The organism is Streptomyces sp. NPDC028722 (assembly GCF_040637655.1).
Lineage (GTDB): Bacteria > Actinomycetota > Actinomycetes > Streptomycetales > Streptomycetaceae > Streptomyces.
In genome coordinates, this window is record NZ_JBEZWU010000006.1 from 32830 (window position 1) to 51165 (window position 18336).

Genomic DNA, 18336 nt, shown 5'->3' on the forward strand with positions numbered 1-18336 from the left:
TATGCTTCTCACGTCCCCGACGCGCTGAGAAGCGCCCAGGCGGGCCGATAGCCCTCATCGTCTAGCGGCCTAGGACGCCGCCCTTTCAAGGCGGTAGCACGGGTTCGAATCCCGTTGGGGGCACGCTTTACCGTGTGCGACACTGTTGCACACACGCTTGGTCCTGTGGAGCAGCTTGGAGTGCTCGCCACCCTGTCAAGGTGGAGGCCGCGGGTTCAAATCCCGTCAGGACCGCTGGTGTTTCACGTGAAACACCGTGGCTGGGTAGCTCAGTTGGTACGAGCGTCCGCCTGAAAAGCGGAAGGTCGCCGGTTCGACCCCGGCCCCAGCCACCAGCGCGAAAGCCCCCTCCCGACGCGGTCGGAGGGGGCTTTCGTCATGTCCGCCGAGGGACTGCGCCGGCGGCGGACAACCTTGGCACCGCGCCCGCCCGGCGCTACGTTCAGGCGGAGCGGACGTGGTGCGCAGGGGGCGGGGGAGACATGAGCAGGAACGGGACCGGAGCCATCGGGGACGCCGACCTGGAGAAGATCCGGGCGCGGTACGGGCTGCTGGCGGTCGTCATCAGCAATCTGGCGATCGCCGCGGTCGCGATCTTCGGTGTCTGGCGGCTCGACGGCGACAAGGCGGTGATCGTCGGCATCCTCACGGCCGCCTTCACCGCCGTCAGCGGTATGACCACCGCCTACCTGGGCATCAAGGCCGTCTCCAACACCGCGCGGTCCATCGCCCTCGGGAACGGCGCCTACCCCCGGCACACCGAAGCGGCCCCACCGGCCCCACCCGCCCAGCGCGTCCCCTAGGCCGCGTGCGCCGGGCCGACCGGCCGGCCGCCCGGGTGCCGGTGCCGCCAGATCAGGAGGACCGCGCAGGAGACCACCGCCCACCCCGTCAGCACCAGGAACGGGAACGCGTGCTGGTGCCCCCGGAAGTACACCGCGGTGTGCTGGGCGTTCACCGACGCGCCGGGCGGCAGCCAGCGGCCGATCGTGCCGAGCGGGGACGGCAGCAGCGGCCAGGAGACGGCACCGCCGGACGACGGGTTGCCCAGCAGCACCATCAGCCCCCAGGTCGGCAGCATCGCCCAGCGCCCGACGAGGGTGTTGAACATCGTGAACACCATGCCCGTGGTGAACATCGTCAGGGCGAGGATCCCCCAGGACTCGAGGAACGGCAGCTTCACCGCGCCCAGCAGCCAGTCCACCACCGCGACGATCACGAACCCGCCGAGCAGCGCGTAGGCCACGGTGAAGGCGACCCGCTCCAGCGGGTTCAGGGCCCGCGCGTGCACGCTCAGCTGGATGGCACCGACGAAGCCGATGATCACGGCGGCCAGGGAGATGTAGAAGATCGCCAGCCCGCGCGGGTCGCCCCGCTGCGACGGCTTCAGGTCATGGACCGTCACGGTGGTGCCCGTGGCCCTGCCCACCTTCACCGCGGCCTCCCCGAGCACCTGGGCGACCGTCGCCCCGGACGCCCCCGACACGTCCAGCCTGATCGACCGGCCGTCGGCGGCCGCCTCCACCACCGCGAACTCCTTCTGCTCGTCCACCGCCCGCACCGCGGCCTCCCGGCTGCCGTACGGATGCAGCTTCAGCGAGGCGCCCAGGGCCTGTTCCATGCCGTCGAGGAACCGCCGGGCGGCCGGCCCGCCGTAGGAGCCGGTCACCGCCGTGGGGATGTTGTGGGGGGTCGGGTCGGCCATGGCGTACGTGTAGGAACCGGCGAAGAGACCGGCGGCCGCAGCGATGATCAACAGCAGGACCGAGGCGGGCAGGAAGGGCGACTCCCGGAACGCCGACCAGCGTTCCGCGCGGGTAGGGGGGCGGCCGTGGCTTCCGTGGGGGGAATCGGGCATACCGACCACGCTAGGTCATGTCCCGACGGGCCGCCGTGATGACGTCGGCTGTCAGCAGGGGTGCGGTTACCGACAGGGCCGGGCCCTGGGCCGGCCGTCCGCAGGGCCGGACCCTGGACCGGCTGTCCGCGAGGCCAACTGTCGGCGGAGTCCGGACCCCGAGGCGACTGTTCACGGGGCGGCTGTCGGCGGAGCCCGGGCCCCCGGACGGCCGTTCGCGCGGCCCGCCATCCGCGCCCAGGTCAATTCGTTCGCGTGTTTTTCGGGCGAGGTGAGATCCTGGAGGCCGTATGTCTACGCATCCCGCCCCCGCCCTCGGCACCCTCGCCCCTCGTCTGTCCGAGCTGTCGCTGCGCGACGCGCACCGGATCGGCAGGCGGCTGGAGGGCGCGCGCAAGATCCGCAAGCCGGAGGCCCGTGACGCCGTCCTCGCCGAGATCGACACCGAGATCCGCCGCGCCGAGGACCGGATGGCCGAGCGGCGCTCCCGCGTGCCGACCGTCACCTATCCCGAACAGCTGCCCGTCAGCCAGAAGAAGGACGTGATCGCGGACGCCATCCGCGACCACCAGGTCGTCATCGTGGCCGGTGAGACCGGGTCCGGCAAGACGACCCAGATCCCGAAGATCTGTCTGGAACTGGGCCGGGGCGTGCGCGGCATGATCGGGCACACGCAGCCGCGGCGGATCGCCGCCCGGACCGTCGCCGAGCGGGTCGCCGACGAGCTGAAGTCGCCGCTGGGCGAGACCGTCGGCTGGAAGGTCCGCTTCACCGACCAGGTGAACCCGGAGGCCACCTTCGTCAAGCTGATGACGGACGGCATCCTGCTCGCCGAGATCCAGACCGACCGTGAGCTGCGCGCCTACGACACGATCATCATCGACGAGGCCCACGAGCGGTCCCTCAACATCGACTTCCTGCTGGGCTACCTCGCGCAACTGCTGCCCAAGCGTCCCGACCTGAAGGTCGTCATCACCTCGGCGACCATCGATCCGGAGCGTTTCTCCCGGCACTTCGGCGACGCGCCGATCGTCGAGGTCAGCGGGCGGACGTACCCGGTGGAGGTGCGTTACCGGCCGCTCCTGGAGGACGACTCCGAGGACGCCGACCGGGACCAGATCACCGCGATCACCGATGCCGTCGAGGAGTTGATGGCGGAGGGCAAGGGCGACATCCTCGTGTTCCTCTCCGGTGAGCGGGAGATCCGGGACACCGCGGACGCGCTGGAGAAGAAGAGATACCGGTTCACCGAGGTACTGCCGCTGTACGCCCGGCTCTCCCACGCCGAGCAGCACCGCGTGTTCCAGCAGCACACCGGACGCAGGATCGTCCTGGCGACGAACGTCGCGGAGACGTCCCTCACCGTGCCCGGCATCAAGTACGTCATCGACCCCGGCTTCGCCCGGATCAGCCGCTACAGCCACCGCACCAAGGTCCAGCGGCTGCCCATCGAGGCCATCTCCCAGGCCAGCGCCAACCAGCGCAAGGGCCGCTGCGGCCGTACGTCCGACGGCATCTGCATCCGGCTCTACTCCGAGGACGACTTCCTCGCCCGCCCGGAGTTCACCGACGCGGAGATCCTCCGTACCAACCTGGCGAGCGTCATCCTCCAGATGACCGCGGCCGGACTCGGCGACATCGAGAAGTTCCCCTTCATCGACCCGCCGGACCACCGCAACATCCGTGACGGCGTGCAGCTGCTCCAGGAGCTGGGCGCGCTGGACCCGGCCGAGAAGGACGCCCGCAAACGGCTCACGGACACCGGCCGCAAGCTGGCCCAGCTGCCCGTCGACCCCCGTCTGGCCCGGATGGTGCTGGAGGCCGACAAGAACGGCTGTGTCCGCGAGGTCCTGGTCATCGCCGCCGCGCTGTCCATCCAGGACCCGCGCGAGCGCCCGGCCGACAAGCAGGCCCAGGCCGACCAGCAGCACGCCCGGTTCAAGGACGAGACCAGTGACTTCCTCGCCTATCTGAACCTGTGGCGGTACGTCCGCGAGCAGCAGAAGGAGCGCGGTTCGTCGTCCTTCCGGCGGATGTGCAAGCAGGAGTACCTGAACTTCCTGCGCATCCGCGAATGGCAGGACATCTACAGCCAGCTGCGCACGGTCGCCAAGCAGATGGGCATCCACCCCAACGAGGACGACGCCCCCGGCGACCGCGTCCACCTCTCCCTCCTCGCCGGCCTCCTGTCCCACATCGGGATGAAGGACGTGAAGGACGGCAACAAGAACGAGTACCTGGGCGCCCGCAGCGCCAAGTTCGCGATCTTCCCGGGTTCGGCGCTGTTCCGGAAGCAGCCCAAGTTCGTGATGTCGGCCGAGCTGGTGGAGACGAGCCGCCTCTGGGCGCGGGTCAACGCCAAGATCGAACCCGAGTGGGTCGAGCCGCTCGCCGGGCACCTGCTGAAGCGGACGTACAGCGAACCGCACTGGGAGAAGGACCAGGCGGCCGTCATGGCGTACGAGAAGGTGACGCTGTACGGCGTCCCGATCGTCGCCCAGCGGAAGGTGAACTACGGGCGCATCGACCCCGAGGTCTCCCGCGAACTCTTCATCCGCAACGCGCTGGTGGAGGGCGACTGGCGCACGCACCACAAGTTCTTCGCCGACAACCGCCGGCTGCTCAGCGAGGTCGAGGAGCTGGAGCACCGCGCCCGGCGCCGGGACATCGTCGTGGACGACGAGACGCTGTTCGACTTCTACGACGAGCGGGTGCCCCCGCACGCCGTGTCGGGCGCCCACTTCGACTCCTGGTGGAAGCGCAAGCGGCAGGAGCAGCCGGACTTCCTCGACTTCGAGCGCGAGATGCTGATCCGGGAGTCGGCGGAGGCGGTCACCAAGGCCGACTACCCGGACACCTGGCGGCAGGGGCAGCTCTCCTTCCGCGTGACGTACCAGTTCGAGCCCGGCGCGGACGCCGACGGCGTGACCGTGCACATCCCGCTCCAGGTCCTCAACCAGGTCACCGGCGAGGGATTCGACTGGCAGATCCCAGGGCTGCGCGAGGAGGTGGTGACGGAGCTGATCCGCTCGCTGCCCAAGCCGGTCCGCCGCCACTACGTGCCGGCGCCGAACTACGCGAAGGCGTTCCTGGAGAAGGCGGTGCCCCTCCAGGAACCGCTGACGGTGACCATGGCCCGCGAGCTGAAGCGCATGGTCGGCGTGCCCTTCGAGGCGGACGACTTCGACTGGGCGAAGGTCCCCGACCACCTGAGGATCACCTTCCGGATCGTCGACGAGCGGCGCCGGAAGCTGGCCGAGGACAAGGACCTGGAGGCGCTGAAGCTCCGGTTGAAGCCGAAGGCGAGGAAGGCGCTGTCCCAGGCCGCCGCCGCGACCGCCTCCCGCGAGGGCGGGGAGTCCCTGGAGCGCACCGGCCTGACCGACTGGACGATCGGCACGCTCACCCGCGTCTTCGAGACCCGCCGGGCCGGACAGCCGGTCAAGGCGTACCCCGCGCTGGTGGACGACGGCGACACCGTCTCGGTCCGTCTCTACGACACCGAGGACGAGCAGGCGGAGGCCATGTGGAAGGGCACCCGCCGCCTGATCCTCCGCAACATCCCGGTGAACCCGGCGAAGTTCGCCTCCGACCGGCTGACGAACCAGCAGAAGCTGGCCCTGTCCGCGAATCCGCACGGTTCCGTGCAGGCCCTGTTCGAGGACTGCGCGACGGCCGCGGCGGACAAGCTCGTCGCGGACTTCGGCGGGCCGGCCTGGGACGAGGAGTCGTACCGCAAGCTGTACGACAAGGTGCGCGCGGAGATCGTGGACACGACGGTCCGTACGGTCGCCCAGGTGCAGCAGGTCCTGGCCGCCTGGCAGGCCTGTGAACGCCGCCTGAAGGCCGTCTCCAGCCCGGCGTTGCTCGCCAACCTCACGGACGTGCGCAAGCAGCTGGACGCCCTGGTGAAGCCCGGCTTCGTGACGTGGGCGGGCATACGCCGGCTGCCCGACCTGCTGCGCTATCTCGTGGCCGTCGACCGGCGTCTCCAGCAGATGCCGACGGGCGTCCAGCGGGACACCACGCGCATGGAGAAGGTCCACGAGATGCAGGACGAGTACGCCTGGCTCCTGGAACAGCTCCCGAAGGGCCGCCCGGTGCCGTCCTCCGTCCTGGACATCCGCTGGATGCTGGAGGAACTCCGGGTCAGCTACTTCGCCCACGCGCTGGGCACGGCGTACCCGGTCTCCGACAAGCGGATCCTGAAGGCGATCGACGCCGCCGCACCGTGACGGGGACCGTACGGAGGGTGAGTTCGACCAGGACCCTCGCCCTCCTGTACAGTCCTTCTCGCAGCGCAACACAGCAACAAGCGCCGCGAAACCTGGTCCTGTGGAGCAGCTTGGAGTGCTCGCCACCCTGTCAAGGTGGAGGCCGCGGGTTCAAATCCCGTCAGGACCGCATGAAGAACTGAGGCCCGCATCCCGCAAGGGACGCGGGCCTCAGTCGTATCCGTCTCCCTGGGGGACGTGGGCCTCAGTCGTACCGCCCCCTCAACACCCCCGCGCACCAAAGGCGCGCGGTCTTGACGGCGCCGCTTTCCCTCGGTACCCAAGGAGCAGGGCTCCGTCCTCCTGTGCGGCCCCGGAGGTGGCGTATGGCGGCTTCGGTCAGGCATGAGACGCGGGCGCTGCTCAGGGCGCATCTGTCGGCCGCCTCCCCGTACGGGCATCTCACCCGCCACTGCCCCATCTGCCACCGCCTGCTGCGGCTGGCGATGGACACCGGCCCCTGGAGCCAGGAGGACGAGGGGGAGGGCGAGGACCAGGAGGGGTGGCAGGCCGCCGAGGACGAGGACCCCCGGCCCTCCTGACGCCCGCCGGCCCAACCCCCGTACAGGGGCGGGATTCTGGAACGCGCGCTTTCCCTAGCGCACGTACGCGGGGGGCAACAAGCGCCCCGGCGTGTGACGGGAGTCACCGCATGAGTTTTTGAAACGGCGGTATTTACCCCCTTCATACAACGGGTCGATTTAATATGTGCAATTGCACCGACCTCAGGCGCCGCCCCCGGTCGTTCCGACAGGCCTCCCCAGACTCCGACAAGGACGCTCACGGCGCCGCCTCCCGGCCCCGGTCCGCGCACAAAAAAGATCGCGCTGGACTCGGCGGAGTCCAGCGCGATCGACGACGCACCCTGTACGGCTTGCCTGCAACGCTCTCTTCGGCTGGGGTGTGGGCCCTGTTGGGGCAGGTCCCGCGTCGCTTGTAGCTAGGGTTTCGGGCGCCTCGGCCGGTTGGGGGACCGACCGTCTTGCCCGGTTATGAAGTTGTTCAGGCCTCGCTGCGCTGCTGCGGGATGCCCGCGAGCAGAGCGCGGACCTCGGCCTCGCGGTAGCGGCGGTGCCCGCCGAGCGTGCGGATGGAAGTGAGCTTGCCGGCCTTCGCCCACCGCGTGACCGTCTTGGGGTCGACACGGAACATGGTGGCGACCTCAGCCGGGGTCAGCAGCGGCTCGGCATCAGGGGTGCGAGCGGTCATGAGCGGCCTCCTCGGGAGAACCGAACCTTCTCGGTTCTTTCCTCTAAATTCTGCACCTTGACCCGCGTTGCCCGAAATGGCGGACGCGAGTCGAGTCGGTTATAGGACGAACGGCTTGTCCTCGGCACTACAACTACACCATCTGTCCAGCCGCGTCGGCCAAACCGATGGAATTGCCCTCCCAGGTGTTCATCAGCGACGGATGCCGATGGACCGTGCCATAGCGGACAGTCACGCCACTGTGACGATCAGTCACAGCGGCGATCAGAGGTCACCAGACCCCCCAAAGCTTACAAAGCGGAGAATCCGCCCAGGATCGAGCATAGTTGGACGGAAGGAGCCCTCCCCGGACTCCTTGTCCTATTTTGGCATGAGGGGTGGCAAGAGGCGCAAGAGCCGGGTAAGTGCCGTCCATCACCCTTGGGACGAAAGTCCAGATCTGAACCAACGTCCCGTCAGATGGACCAAGTGCGTAGACCGTACGTCGTGCGCGGCGGTTTGGGCCGTGACGTACGTCACTTTGTTCGAATCGTGTCCCGCGCTCAGTTCGCGGAACGCCGGTCCCGCACCGCCCGCCAGCGCTCCACCAGCCGCCCGTACGCCTCCCCGGCGGCCATCCCGTCGCCCCGGCGCAGCGCCTCGATCCCGGCCGCCACGTCCGCCGCCGACCGGTCGTCCTCCAGCTCGCCGGCCGGCACCACGTGCACCAGGCCGCCGTAGTCCAGCTCGACCAGTGAGCGCGGGTGGAACTCCTCCAGCCAGCGGCCGACGTCCATCAGGCCGTCGAGCAGCGGGCCCTCCTCCACGGTGTCCCTGAGCGTGCGCAGCGCCCGCGCGACCCGGCGCCTGGCCTGCACCATCGGTGTGCGGTAGCGCAGCACCGGAGGCACCTCGGCGGTCCCCTTGTCGTACCGGCGCTCCTCGTCGGAGACCAGCACGAACCAGTTCAGCGGCACCTGCCAGGTCGCCGTCCGGATCCACGGACGGGCGTCGGGGTTGCGGGCGAGCCAGCGCTCGTGGTCCTGGGCGGCCTGGCGGCGCACCAGCGGCGGCAGCGCCGCGTCCAGCACCGTCGGCGGCAGTTCGCCGGGCAGCTCGTCCAGGACCTGCCAGCCGCGCAGCCGGGTCCGCCACGGGCACACGCAGACGACCCCGTCGACCTCCAGGACGAACGCGTCGGCGCTCTCCTGCACCGGGACCGCCACCGGCGGGGTGGGCAGCAGGGCGGCCAGACAGCGGCGCAGCTCGTCCTGGTAGGAGGGGCGGTCGGAGCGGCGGGCGTAGCGCTCCCAGTGGGCCCGTTCCGCGTCCGGGAAGGCGCCCAGCGGCTCGTACACACGCAGGTACGTGGCGTAGGGGACGACCACCGAGTACTCCTTGGCCACGCCTGCTCCCTCCCCAGCGGGTCCGGCTCGAAACCACTCGCATCGTGCCACGCCCATGCGTGCGCGCAGGACGCGGGAGAGTGATCCTGAACACTGCGCGGATGGTGCTCGGGCGGAGGCTCTACGCTCATGCCACGGCACCCCGCCACCCGTACGGGGTCCGACCCCACTCGCCGCTCTTTACACAGGAGTCACCACAGTGACCGACGTAACCGGCGCGTCTGCTGATGTCCTGCACACCCTGTTCCACTCGGACCAGGGCGGCCATGAGCAGGTCGTGCTCTGCCAGGACCGCGCCAGCGGTCTCAAGGCCGTGATCGCCATCCACAACACCGCCCTGGGCCCCGCCCTCGGCGGCACGCGCTTCTACCCGTACGCGTCCGAGGCCGAGGCCGTCGCCGACGCCCTCAACCTCGCGCGCGGCATGTCGTACAAGAACGCCATGGCCGGTCTCGGTCACGGCGGCGGCAAGGCCGTGATCATCGGTGACCCGGAGCGCGACAAGACCGAGGAGCTGCTCCTCGCCTACGGCCGCATGGTCGCCTCGCTCGGCGGGCGTTACGTCACCGCGTGCGACGTCGGCACGTACGTCGCCGACATGGACGTGGTGGCCCGCGAGTGCCGCTGGACGACCGGCCGCTCCCCCGAGAACGGCGGCGCCGGCGACTCCTCCGTGCTCACCGCCTTCGGTGTCTACCAGGGCATGCGCGCCTCCGCCCAGCACCTGTGGGGCGACCCGTCGCTGCGGGGCCGGAAGGTCGGCGTCGCCGGGGTCGGCAAGGTCGGCCACCACCTGGTCAGGCACCTGCGGGACGAGGGTGCCGAGGTCGTCGTCACGGACGTGCGCGCGGACGCCGTCCAGCGGATCCTCGACCAGCACCCCGAGGGCGTGACGGCCGTCGCCGACACCGAGGCGCTGATCCGGACCGAGGGCCTGGACATCTACGCCCCCTGCGCCCTCGGCGGGGCCCTGAACGACGACTCCGTGGCCGTGCTGACGGCCGGGGTGGTCTGTGGGGCCGCCAACAACCAGCTCGCCCACCCCGGGGTGGAGAAGGACCTCGCCGACCGCGGAATCCTCTACGCGCCGGACTACGTGGTGAACGCCGGCGGGGTCATCCAGGTCGCCGACGAACTGCACGGATTCGACTTCGACCGGTGCAGGGCGAAGGCGGCCAGGATCTTCGACACCACGCTGGCCATATTCGCGCGAGCGAAGGACGACGGCATTCCGCCGGCCGCCGCGGCCGACCGGATCGCCGAGCAGCGCATGGCCGAGGCCCGCGCGGGCGGCATCGCACGCTGATGCGATCGAACGGATGAGCGGTACCCGTCGGCGGCAAGTTGGAGAGAACTCTCACTTCCACCGGCGGGTCGTTCCTTCAGAACTGGTTAAAATCATCACTGACCAGCGAGGACAGGGCGCCTCGAGGGTTCTGGGCAGACGCGCGTACCGTGGGCGACGTACCGTAGGGGCGCGGGCTCAGGTACCGTGGAAGCCCTACGGACCGGCCTCTCCGCGGAGAGTCCGTTCCAGACCATGAACGCGTGTCAGACTCTGGGGCCGTCGAGCCCCGTCGTTGAGGGGGTCGAGCCATGGGGCGCGGCCGGGCCAAGGCCAAACAGGCAAAGGTTGCCCGTCAGCTGAAGTACAACAGCGGCGGGACTGACCTCTCACGCCTGGCCGAGGAGCTGGGCGCATCGACGTCGAACCAGTCGCGGAACGGCGACCGTTTCACGGACGATGAGCACGACGACGACCTGTATGCACGGTACGCCGACCTCTATGAGGACGACGACGAGGACGAGGACGACGAGTCCCCGTCGCATCGTAGAGGCGCTTGACCTTGCACGGATCGGTCCGGTCGGTGGCGCAGCCACCGACCGGATTTCGTGCTGTCCGCACGGTCAGACGGCGTAGTCCCCGACCAGCTCCGCGCCGGTCGTCTTCCCGTCCCGCTCGGTGATCTCGCCGGCCACCCACGCCTCGACGCCGCGGTCGGCCAGGGTCGCCAGAGCCACCTCGGTGGACTCCTGCGGGACGATCGCCATCATGCCGACGCCCATGTTCAGGGTCTTCTCCAGCTCCAGGCGCTCGACGTTGCCGGCCGTCCCGACCAGACCGAAGATCGCGCCCGGGGTCCAGGTCGAGCGGTCGACCACGGCGTGCATGCCGTCCGGGATCACCCGGGCCAGGTTGGCGGCGAGACCGCCGCCGGTGATGTGGCTGAAGGCGTGCACATCGGTGGTGCGGGTGAGCGCCAGGCAGTCCAGCGAGTAGATCTTCGTGGGCTCCAGGAGCTCCTCGCCGAGGCTCCGGCCCAGCTCCGCGACCTCCGTCTCCAGGGCCATCCCGGCGCGGTCCAGCAGGACGTGCCGGACCAGGGAGTACCCGTTCGAGTGAAGCCCGGAGGACGCCATGGCGATCACGGCGTCACCCGTACGGATACGATCCGCGCCGAGCAGCCGGTCCGCCTCCACGACGCCCGTACCGGCGCCGGCGACGTCGAAGTCGTCCTCGCCCAGCAGACCCGGGTGTTCGGCCGTCTCGCCGCCCACCAGGGCGCAGCCGGCCAGCACACAGCCCTCGGCGATGCCCTTGACGATCGCGGCGACCCGCTCGGGGTGGACCTTGCCGACGCAGATGTAGTCGGTCATGAACAGCGGCTCGGCGCCGCACACCACGATGTCGTCCATGACCATGGCGACCAGGTCGTGGCCGATGGTGTCGTAGACGCCCATGCGGCGCGCGATGTCGACCTTGGTGCCGACGCCGTCCGTGGCGGAGGCGAGCAGCGGGCGCTCGTAGCGCTTGAGGGCGGAGGCGTCGAAGAGCCCGGCGAAACCGCCGAGGCCGCCCAGCACCTCGGGGCGCCGGGTCTTCTTCACCCACTCCTTCATCAGCTCCACCGCGCGGTCGCCCGCCTCGATGTCGACGCCGGCGCTCGCGTAGCTGGCGCCGTCCGCGGCGGACGGGCCGGCATGCGGGGCACGCTGATGAAAACCATCAGAAGACATGACCTTGAGAACTTTCGTGTCGTACCGCGTGAACAGCGGGGATTACGGGCGGCGGATCGCGTCGGTCGCGGCCGTGGCGGCCGGGCCCGCGGCCAGCTCCGTCTCCAGCAGCTGCTTGCCGAGCAGCTCCGGGTCCGGCAGGTCCATCGGGTACTCGCCGTCGAAGCAGGCGCGGCACAGGTTCGGCTTGGCGATCGTGGTCGCCTCGATCATGCCGTCGATGGAGATGTAGGCCAGGGAGTCGGCGCCCAGGCTGGTGCCGATCTCCTCGATGGTCATGCCGTTGGCGATCAGCTCCGCGCGCGTGGCGAAGTCGATGCCGAAGAAGCAGGGCCACTTCACGGGCGGGGAGGAGATCCGGATGTGGACCTCGGCGGCGCCCGCCTCGCGGAGCATGCGGACCAGGGCCCGCTGGGTGTTGCCGCGCACGATCGAGTCGTCGACGACGACCAGGCGCTTGCCCTTGATGACTTCCTTCAGCGGGTTCAGCTTCAGACGGATGCCCAGCTGGCGGATGGTCTGGGAGGGCTGGATGAACGTACGCCCGACGTAGGCGTTCTTCACCAGGCCCGCGCCGAAGGGGATGCCGGAGGCCTCCGCGTAACCGATGGCGGCCGGGGTGCCGGATTCCGGGGTCGCTATGACCAGGTCGGCCTCGGCGGGCGCTTCCTTGGCCAGGCGGCGGCCCATCTCCACGCGGGAGAGGTACACGTTCCGGCCGGCGATGTCGGTGTCCGGGCGGGCCAGGTACACGTACTCGAAGACACAGCCCTTGGGCTTCGCTTCCGCGAACCGGGAGCTGCGCAGGCCGTTCTCGTCGATGGCGACGAACTCGCCCGGCTCGATCTCGCGCACATAGCTGGCGCCGCAGATGTCGAGGGCGGCGGACTCGGAGGCGACCACCCAGCCGCGCTCCAGACGGCCGAGGACCAGCGGACGGATGCCCTGCGGGTCGCGGCCGGCGTAGAGGGTGTGCTCGTCCATGAAGACGAGGGAGAAGGCGCCCTGCACCTTCGGGAGGACCGCGTGGGCGGCCTCCTCGATGGTCAGCGGCTTGCCGTCCTCGTCGACCTGGGCGGCCAGAAGGGCCGTCAGCAGGTCGGTGTCGTTGGTGGCCGCGACCCGGGTGGAGCGGCTGTTGTTGTCGTTGGGCAGCGCGGCGACCATCTCGGCGAGCTGCGCCGTGTTGACCAGGTTGCCGTTGTGCCCGAGCGCGATCGAGCCGTGCGCGGTGGCACGGAACGTCGGCTGGGCGTTCTCCCACACGGAGGCACCGGTGGTCGAGTAGCGGGCGTGTCCGACCGCGATGTGGCCCTGGAGCGAGCCGAGAGAGGTCTCGTCGAAGACCTGGGAGACCAGGCCCATGTCCTTGAAGACGAGGATCTGGGAGCCGTTGCTGACCGCGATTCCCGCGGATTCCTGGCCCCGGTGCTGGAGGGCGTAGAGCCCGAAGTACGTGAGCTTTGCGACCTCTTCACCCGGCGCCCAGACACCGAAGACGCCGCAAGCGTCCTGGGGGCCCTTTTCGCCGGGAAGCAGATCGTGATTGAGTCGACCGTCACCACGTGGCACGCCACCGAGTGTAGGCGAGATCGACCACTGGTCCGAATTGGGGATCGTGTCGGTTGCCGAGAACGCGGATGCGATCACTTTGGGTGTTTTCGCGTTCCCGCTGGTCAAGGCCGTGCGTCACGGACGGCCGGGGGTGCGGCCCGCGCCGTGCGGGCTGGCCACAAGGCTTTTCGCCGGGTGCGTGAGTGAGGTGTCGCACATCATGCCGGCGCGCGGCGGCTGAGGTGGACGCGGTCGCCGTCGCCGTCGGTGAGGGTGGCCTTCGCCCCGTCGGCCCGCGCGGTGAGCGTGCCGGTGGTGAGGGTGCGGGCGAGGGCGCGCTCGAAGTCCATCCGGGCCGGGGCGCAGGCCATCCGGGTCGTGCGCAGGTCGCCGATGGTGATCCGGTCGCCGTGCACGGTGGCCCGGGCGCTGAAGCGGTTGCAGCCGAGATTGCCGGCGGCCCTGCCGTCCTCGTCGATGCGCAGGCGCGCGGTGGCGGGCGCGTGGCGGGTCGCGCCGCCGACGGTGATGCCGTCGACCCGCCAGTCGATCCCGGTCACCGGCTGCTGGGCGCTCACCGCTCCACTGTCCCCCGCCGCGCTGCCGCAGGCCACCGTGAGCGGCAGGAACACGCCGGCCACTGCCAGGAACATGTGCTGCTTGTACCGGTTCATACGGATTCGACGGACGAGCGGTGCGACCGGTTCCGCGGCGGGGACGCGGACGCGACGGACCGGCGGACAGGGCACGACCGGCGGCCAGGGCATGACCGGCGAACGGCGCCGTGGCAGGACGGCGGGCGGGGCTACGACATGACCGGCAGGAGTCCGCCGATGTCCGCCCGTTCCCCGCTGGCGCCGACCTTCGCCCCGGCCAGCGCGTCGGCCCAGGACAGGCGCCCGGTGGCGAGCCGGATCCAGGTCAGCGGGTCGGTCTCCACGACGTTGGGCGGGGTGCCGCGGGTGTGCCGGGGCCCCTCGACGCACTGCACGACGGCGTACGGCGGCACCCGCACCTCGGTGGAGCCGCCGGGCGCCTTCACCGCGAGGGCGTCGGCGAGGAGCCGGGTGGCGGCGGCCAGGGCCTGCCGGTCGTACGGCACCTCCAGGCCGGGGACGGCGGCGTTGAGGTCGTCGGTGTGGACGACGAGTTCGACGGCGCGGGTGACGAGGTAGTCGTCCAGCGGCATGGCACCCGCGTCGGTCTCCAGGAGCCGGCTGCCGGCGTGTGCGGCGAGCAGGGCGCGCAGGCCGTCCTCGGCCTCGGTGAGGTAGGCGTCGAGGTCGGGGCGGTCCGCGGCGAGGTTCCGGGCGGAATCGGCGATCGCGCCCGCGGCGGCGGCGGTGGCGAAGGGCCATTCGGCCACCCGGACGTCCTGCTTCGGCGGGGCCGGCCGGTCCAGGGCGCGGTGCACGGCCGTGACGGCCACGCCGATGTGGGCGATCAGGTCCCGCACGGTCCAGTCGCCGAGCCGGGTGGGCAGGGCGAGCTGTCCGGGGTCGAGCCCGCGGACGGCCTCCCGTACGGTGCCGAGCTGGGTGAAGACCGCGGCGCGGGTCTTGGCGGGGTCATAACTGCGGGCGCGCTTCCTGGCCGGTGGCATGGAAGCGACCTTAAGCCCGCGGGCGCAGGGGCTTCAGCGGCCTTTCCCGGGGCCACCGCCTGACGCTCAACCAGGCCGTCGGGGCGCGTCCGGTGACGGTGCGAGAGCACCCGGGAGACAGCGGTAGGGGCGCGGGAAGGACCCCGGCGGTACGCGCGAAAGCCCCGCCCGGGACCGGGCAGGGCTTTCGGCGGGGCCGCGGGTACTACGCCAGCAGCGCCGGGATCGTGCTCTCGTGGACCTCGCGGAGTTCGGTGAGGGTGAGGGTGAACTCGCCCTGCACCTCGACCGTGTCACCGTCCACGACACCGATGCGGGTGACCGGCAGGCCGCGCGCACCGCACATGTCGTTGAAGCGGACCTCCTCCGAGCGCGGCACGGCGACGATCGCACGGCCGGCCGACTCGGAGAACAGGAAGGTGAAGGCGTCCAGGCCGTCCGGGACGACCAGGCGGGCGCCCTTGCCGCCGAGCAGCGCGGACTCGACCACGGCCTGGACCAGGCCGCCGTCGGACAGGTCGTGCGCGGAGTCGATCATGCCGTCACGGGAGGCGGAGATCAGGATCTCGGCCAGCAGCCGCTCCCGCTCCAGGTCCACCTTGGGCGGCAGCCCGCCGAGGTGGTCGTGGATCACCTGGGACCAGGCCGAGCCGCCGAACTCCTCGCGGGTGTCGCCGAGGAGGTAGAGCAGCTGGCCCTCCTCCTGGAAGGCGACCGGGGTGCGGCGGGCGACGTCGTCGATGACGCCGAGGACGGCCACGACCGGGGTCGGGTGGATGGCGGCCTCGCCGGTCTGGTTGTACAGCGAGACGTTGCCGCCGGTCACGGGCGTGCCCAGCTGGCGGCAGCCGTCGGCGAGACCGCGCACGGCCTCCGCGAACTGCCACATGACCGCCGGGTCCTCGGGCGAACCGAAGTTCAGGCAGTCGGAGACGGCGAGCGGCTTGGCGCCGGTGGTCGCCACGTTCCGGTAGGCCTCGGCCAGGGCCAGCTGGGCGCCGGTGTACGGGTCCAGCTTGGCGTAGCGGCCGTTGCCGTCCGTCGCGATCGCGACGCCGAGCCCGGTCTCCTCGTCCACGCGGATCATGCCGGAGTCCTCCGGCTGGGCGAGGACGGTGTTGCCCTGCACGAAGTGGTCGTACTGGGACGTGATCCACTTCTTGGAGGCCTGGTTGGGGGAGCCGACCAGCTTCAGGACCTGGGCCCTCAGCTCCTCGGAGGTCTCCGGACGAGGCAGCTTGTTCGCGTCGTCCGCCTGGAGCGCGTCCTGCCAGTCGGGGCGCGCGTAGGGGCGCTCGTAGACCGGGCCCTCGTGCGCGACGGTGCGCGGGTCGACGTCGACGATCTTCTCGCCGTGCCAGAAGATCTCCAGCCGGTCACCGTCGGTCACCTCACCGATGACGGTGGCGATGACGTCCCACTTCTCGCAGATCTCCAGGAACCGGCCGACCTTCTCCGGCTCCACGACCGCGCACATGCGCTCCTGCGACTCGCTCATGAGGATCTCCTCGGGCGAGAGCGTCGAGTCGCGCAGCGGGACGTCGTCCAGCGTCACACGCATACCGCCGGAGCCGTTGGAGGCCAGCTCGGAGGTGGCGCAGGACAGGCCGGCGGCACCGAGGTCCTGGATGCCGACGACCAGCTTCTCGCTGAACGCCTCCAGGGTGCACTCGATGAGGAGCTTCTCCTGGAAGGGGTCGCCGACCTGCACCGCGGGCCGCTTGGACGGCTTGGCGTCGTCGAAGGTCTCGGAGGCGAGGATCGAGGCGCCGCCGATGCCGTCGCCGCCGGTCCGGGCGCCGTACAGGATGACCTTGTTGCCCGTGCCGGAGGCCTTGGCGAGGTGGATGTCCTCGTGCCGCATCACACCGATGGCACCGGCGTTGACCAGCGGATTACCCTGGTAGCAGGCGTCGAAGACGACCTCGCCGCCGATGTTGGGCAGGCCCAGGCAGTTGCCGTAGCCGCCGATGCCCGCGACCACGCCCGGCAGGACGCGCTTGGTGTCGGGGTGGTCGGCGGCGCCGAAGCGCAGCGGGTCCACGACCGCCACCGGGCGGGCGCCCATGGCGATGATGTCGCGGACGATGCCGCCGACGCCCGTGGCCGCGCCCTGGTAGGGCTCGACGTAGGAGGGGTGGTTGTGCGACTCGACCTTGAAGGTGACCGCGTAGCCCTGGCCGACGTCCACGACGCCGGCGTTCTCGCCGATGCCGACGAGCAGGGCGTCCGACTCGGGCGCCTTCTCGCCGAACTGGCGCAGGTGGACCTTGGAGGACTTGTACGAGCAGTGCTCGGACCACATGACCGAGTACATGGCGAGTTCGGCGCCGGTGGGGCGGCGGCCGAGAATCTCCACCACCCGCTCGTACTCGTCCTTCTTCAGACCGAGTTCGGCCCAGGGCAGCTCGACGTCGGGGGTCCCGGCCGCGTGCTCGACCGTGTCCAGAGGCGTCCGGCTCATGCGTTGACCAGCTTCTTGAGGATCGAGGTGAAGAAGGGGAGGCCGTCGGTGCGGCCGGTGCCGACGAGCGGCTCCACGGCGTGCTCCGGGTGCGGCATCAGCCCCACGACGTTCCCGGCCTCGTTGGTGATGCCGGCGATGTCGCGGAGCGAGCCGTTCGGGTTGAAGTCCACGTACCGGAAGGCGACCCGGCCCTCCGCCTCCAGCTCGTCCAGCGTGTACGCGTCGGCGACGTACCGGCCGTCCATGTTCTTCAGCGGGATGTGGATCTCCTGGCCGGCGCGGTAGTCGCCGGTCCAGGCCGTCTCCGCGTTCTCCACCCGCAGCTTCTGGTCGCGGCAGATGAAGTGGAGGTGGTCGTTGCCGAGCATCGCGCCCGGGAGGAGGTGGGCCTCGGTGAGGATCTGGAAGCCGTTGCAGATGCCGAGGACCGGGAGGCCGGCCTTCGCCTGTTCGATCAGGGACTCCATGACCGGCGAGAAACGGGCGATGGCGCCGGCCCGCAGATAGTCGCCGTAGGAGAAACCGCCGCACAGGACGACGGCGTCGACCTGCTTGAGGTCCTTGTCCTTGTGCCACAGGGCGACCGGCTCGGCACCCGCCAGACGGACCGCGCGCCGGGTGTCCTGGTCGTCCAGGCTGCCCGGGAAAGTGACGACGCCAATACGAGCGGTCACTTGGCCGCCTCCGCGACTTCGTCGACCCGGACGGTGAAGTCCTCGATCACGGTGTTGGCGAGGAAGGATTCCGCAAGATCGCGGATGCGGGTGAGCGCGGCCTCGTCGACCGGCCCGTCAACTTCCAGTTCGAAACGCTTTCCCTGACGTACGTCCGAGATCCCCTCGAAACCCAGGCGCGGCAGCGCACGCTGGACCGCCTGGCCCTGGGGGTCGAGGATCTCCGGCTTGAGCATGACGTCGACTACGACGCGTGCCACTGGCACTCCCGGTGTGTGGTGCTGAGCAGGTTCC

Annotated in this window: 15 protein-coding genes and 4 tRNA genes; 9 read left to right on the forward strand and 10 right to left on the reverse strand. The window is 70.3% G+C overall.

Going from position 1 to position 18336, the window contains the following annotated elements; all coding sequences use genetic code 11:
* The first annotated feature begins 50 nt into the window (after nt 1-50).
* The 4 genes from AB0F03_RS11615 (at nt 51) to AB0F03_RS11630 (ending at nt 803) form a co-directional block, all read left to right on the forward strand.
* A tRNA-Glu gene (locus tag AB0F03_RS11615) sits at nt 51-123 on the forward strand.
* A 36-nt stretch (nt 124-159) separates the two neighbouring features.
* Nucleotides 160-234: transfer RNA gene (locus tag AB0F03_RS11620), tRNA-Asp, on the forward strand.
* Between the two features lie 24 nt (nt 235-258).
* Nucleotides 259-335 (forward strand) — tRNA-Phe (locus AB0F03_RS11625).
* Nucleotides 336-482: 147 nt separating this feature from the next.
* Complete coding sequence (locus tag AB0F03_RS11630) at nt 483-803, forward strand: hypothetical protein (RefSeq protein ID WP_361989228.1); 321 nt, start codon at nt 483-485, stop codon at nt 801-803.
* Here AB0F03_RS11630 and AB0F03_RS11635 read toward each other — a convergent pair.
* Nucleotides 800-1858 (reverse strand): ABC transporter permease, encoded by a 1059-nt coding sequence (locus AB0F03_RS11635; RefSeq protein WP_361989230.1) that lies wholly within the window; start codon nt 1856-1858, stop codon nt 800-802. The two genes, AB0F03_RS11630 and AB0F03_RS11635, sit on opposite strands and share 4 nt — an antisense overlap.
* A 290-nt stretch (nt 1859-2148) precedes the next feature.
* Here AB0F03_RS11635 and hrpA point away from each other — a divergent pair, with 290 nt between their 5' ends.
* The 3 genes from hrpA to AB0F03_RS11650 all read left to right on the forward strand — a co-directional run bounded on the left by hrpA (nt 2149) and on the right by AB0F03_RS11650 (nt 6674).
* Nucleotides 2149-6093: an ATP-dependent RNA helicase HrpA gene (gene hrpA, locus AB0F03_RS11640; protein ID WP_361989233.1), complete on the forward strand. Its 3945-nt coding sequence runs from the start codon at nt 2149-2151 to the stop codon at nt 6091-6093.
* Between the two features lie 94 nt (nt 6094-6187).
* Nucleotides 6188-6262, forward strand: a tRNA-Asp gene (locus AB0F03_RS11645).
* 196 nt (nt 6263-6458) lie between these two features.
* A complete protein-coding gene (locus AB0F03_RS11650; RefSeq protein WP_361989236.1) occupies nt 6459-6674 on the forward strand; it encodes a DUF6274 family protein in 216 nt (71 codons plus the stop codon).
* Nucleotides 6675-7134: 460 nt separating this feature from the next.
* Here the strand turns inward: AB0F03_RS11650 and bldC are convergent, their stop codons facing one another.
* Both bldC and AB0F03_RS11660 read right to left on the reverse strand, forming a co-directional pair.
* Nucleotides 7135-7341, reverse strand: coding sequence for a developmental transcriptional regulator BldC (gene bldC, locus AB0F03_RS11655; protein ID WP_003949541.1), 207 nt, complete (start codon nt 7339-7341; stop codon nt 7135-7137).
* Nucleotides 7342-7883: 542 nt separating this feature from the next.
* Nucleotides 7884-8726 carry a hypothetical protein gene (locus tag AB0F03_RS11660; protein WP_361989239.1) on the reverse strand — a complete coding sequence of 281 codons (843 nt, stop codon included), beginning with the start codon at nt 8724-8726 and terminating at the stop codon, nt 7884-7886.
* A gap of 199 nt (nt 8727-8925) precedes the next feature.
* On the opposite strand from AB0F03_RS11660, the gene AB0F03_RS11665 reads away from it, so the two are divergent.
* Both AB0F03_RS11665 and AB0F03_RS11670 read left to right on the forward strand, forming a co-directional pair.
* Nucleotides 8926-10032, forward strand: a complete 1107-nt coding sequence (locus AB0F03_RS11665) for a Glu/Leu/Phe/Val dehydrogenase dimerization domain-containing protein (protein WP_361989242.1) — start codon at nt 8926-8928, stop codon at nt 10030-10032.
* Between the two features lie 290 nt (nt 10033-10322).
* A complete protein-coding gene (locus tag AB0F03_RS11670) occupies nt 10323-10571 on the forward strand; it encodes a DUF3073 domain-containing protein (protein ID WP_361989245.1) in 249 nt (82 codons plus the stop codon).
* 63 nt (nt 10572-10634) lie between these two features.
* On the opposite strand, the gene purM is transcribed toward AB0F03_RS11670, so the two are convergent.
* The 7 genes from purM to purS all read right to left on the reverse strand — a co-directional run bounded on the left by purM (nt 10635) and on the right by purS (nt 18302).
* A complete protein-coding gene (purM, locus tag AB0F03_RS11675; protein WP_361989248.1) occupies nt 10635-11744 on the reverse strand; it encodes a phosphoribosylformylglycinamidine cyclo-ligase in 1110 nt (369 codons plus the stop codon).
* A 42-nt stretch (nt 11745-11786) separates the two neighbouring features.
* Entirely contained in the window at nt 11787-13316 is a 1530-nt protein-coding gene (purF, locus tag AB0F03_RS11680; RefSeq protein WP_356819309.1) for an amidophosphoribosyltransferase, read from the reverse strand.
* A gap of 200 nt (nt 13317-13516) precedes the next feature.
* The gene (locus tag AB0F03_RS11685; RefSeq protein WP_361989251.1) at nt 13517-13951 is read right to left on the reverse strand and encodes an META domain-containing protein; all 435 of its coding nucleotides are present in this window, start codon (nt 13949-13951) and stop codon (nt 13517-13519) included.
* A 152-nt stretch (nt 13952-14103) separates the two neighbouring features.
* On the reverse strand, nt 14104-14901 hold the full coding sequence (locus tag AB0F03_RS11690; protein WP_361989254.1) for a sterol carrier family protein: 798 nt from the start codon (nt 14899-14901) through the stop codon (nt 14104-14106).
* A 205-nt stretch (nt 14902-15106) separates the two neighbouring features.
* Entirely contained in the window at nt 15107-17365 is a 2259-nt protein-coding gene (gene purL / locus AB0F03_RS11695) for a phosphoribosylformylglycinamidine synthase subunit PurL (RefSeq protein WP_361989257.1), read from the reverse strand.
* Nucleotides 17362-18042, reverse strand: a complete 681-nt coding sequence (gene purQ, locus AB0F03_RS11700) for a phosphoribosylformylglycinamidine synthase subunit PurQ (RefSeq protein WP_356819301.1) — start codon at nt 18040-18042, stop codon at nt 17362-17364. Before purQ ends, purL begins: the two co-directional genes overlap by 4 nt.
* Complete coding sequence (gene purS, locus AB0F03_RS11705; protein ID WP_121788014.1) at nt 18039-18302, reverse strand: phosphoribosylformylglycinamidine synthase subunit PurS; 264 nt, start codon at nt 18300-18302, stop codon at nt 18039-18041. The genes purQ and purS overlap by 4 nt, the downstream gene beginning before the upstream one ends.
* Nucleotides 18303-18336: the final 34 nt, after the last annotated feature.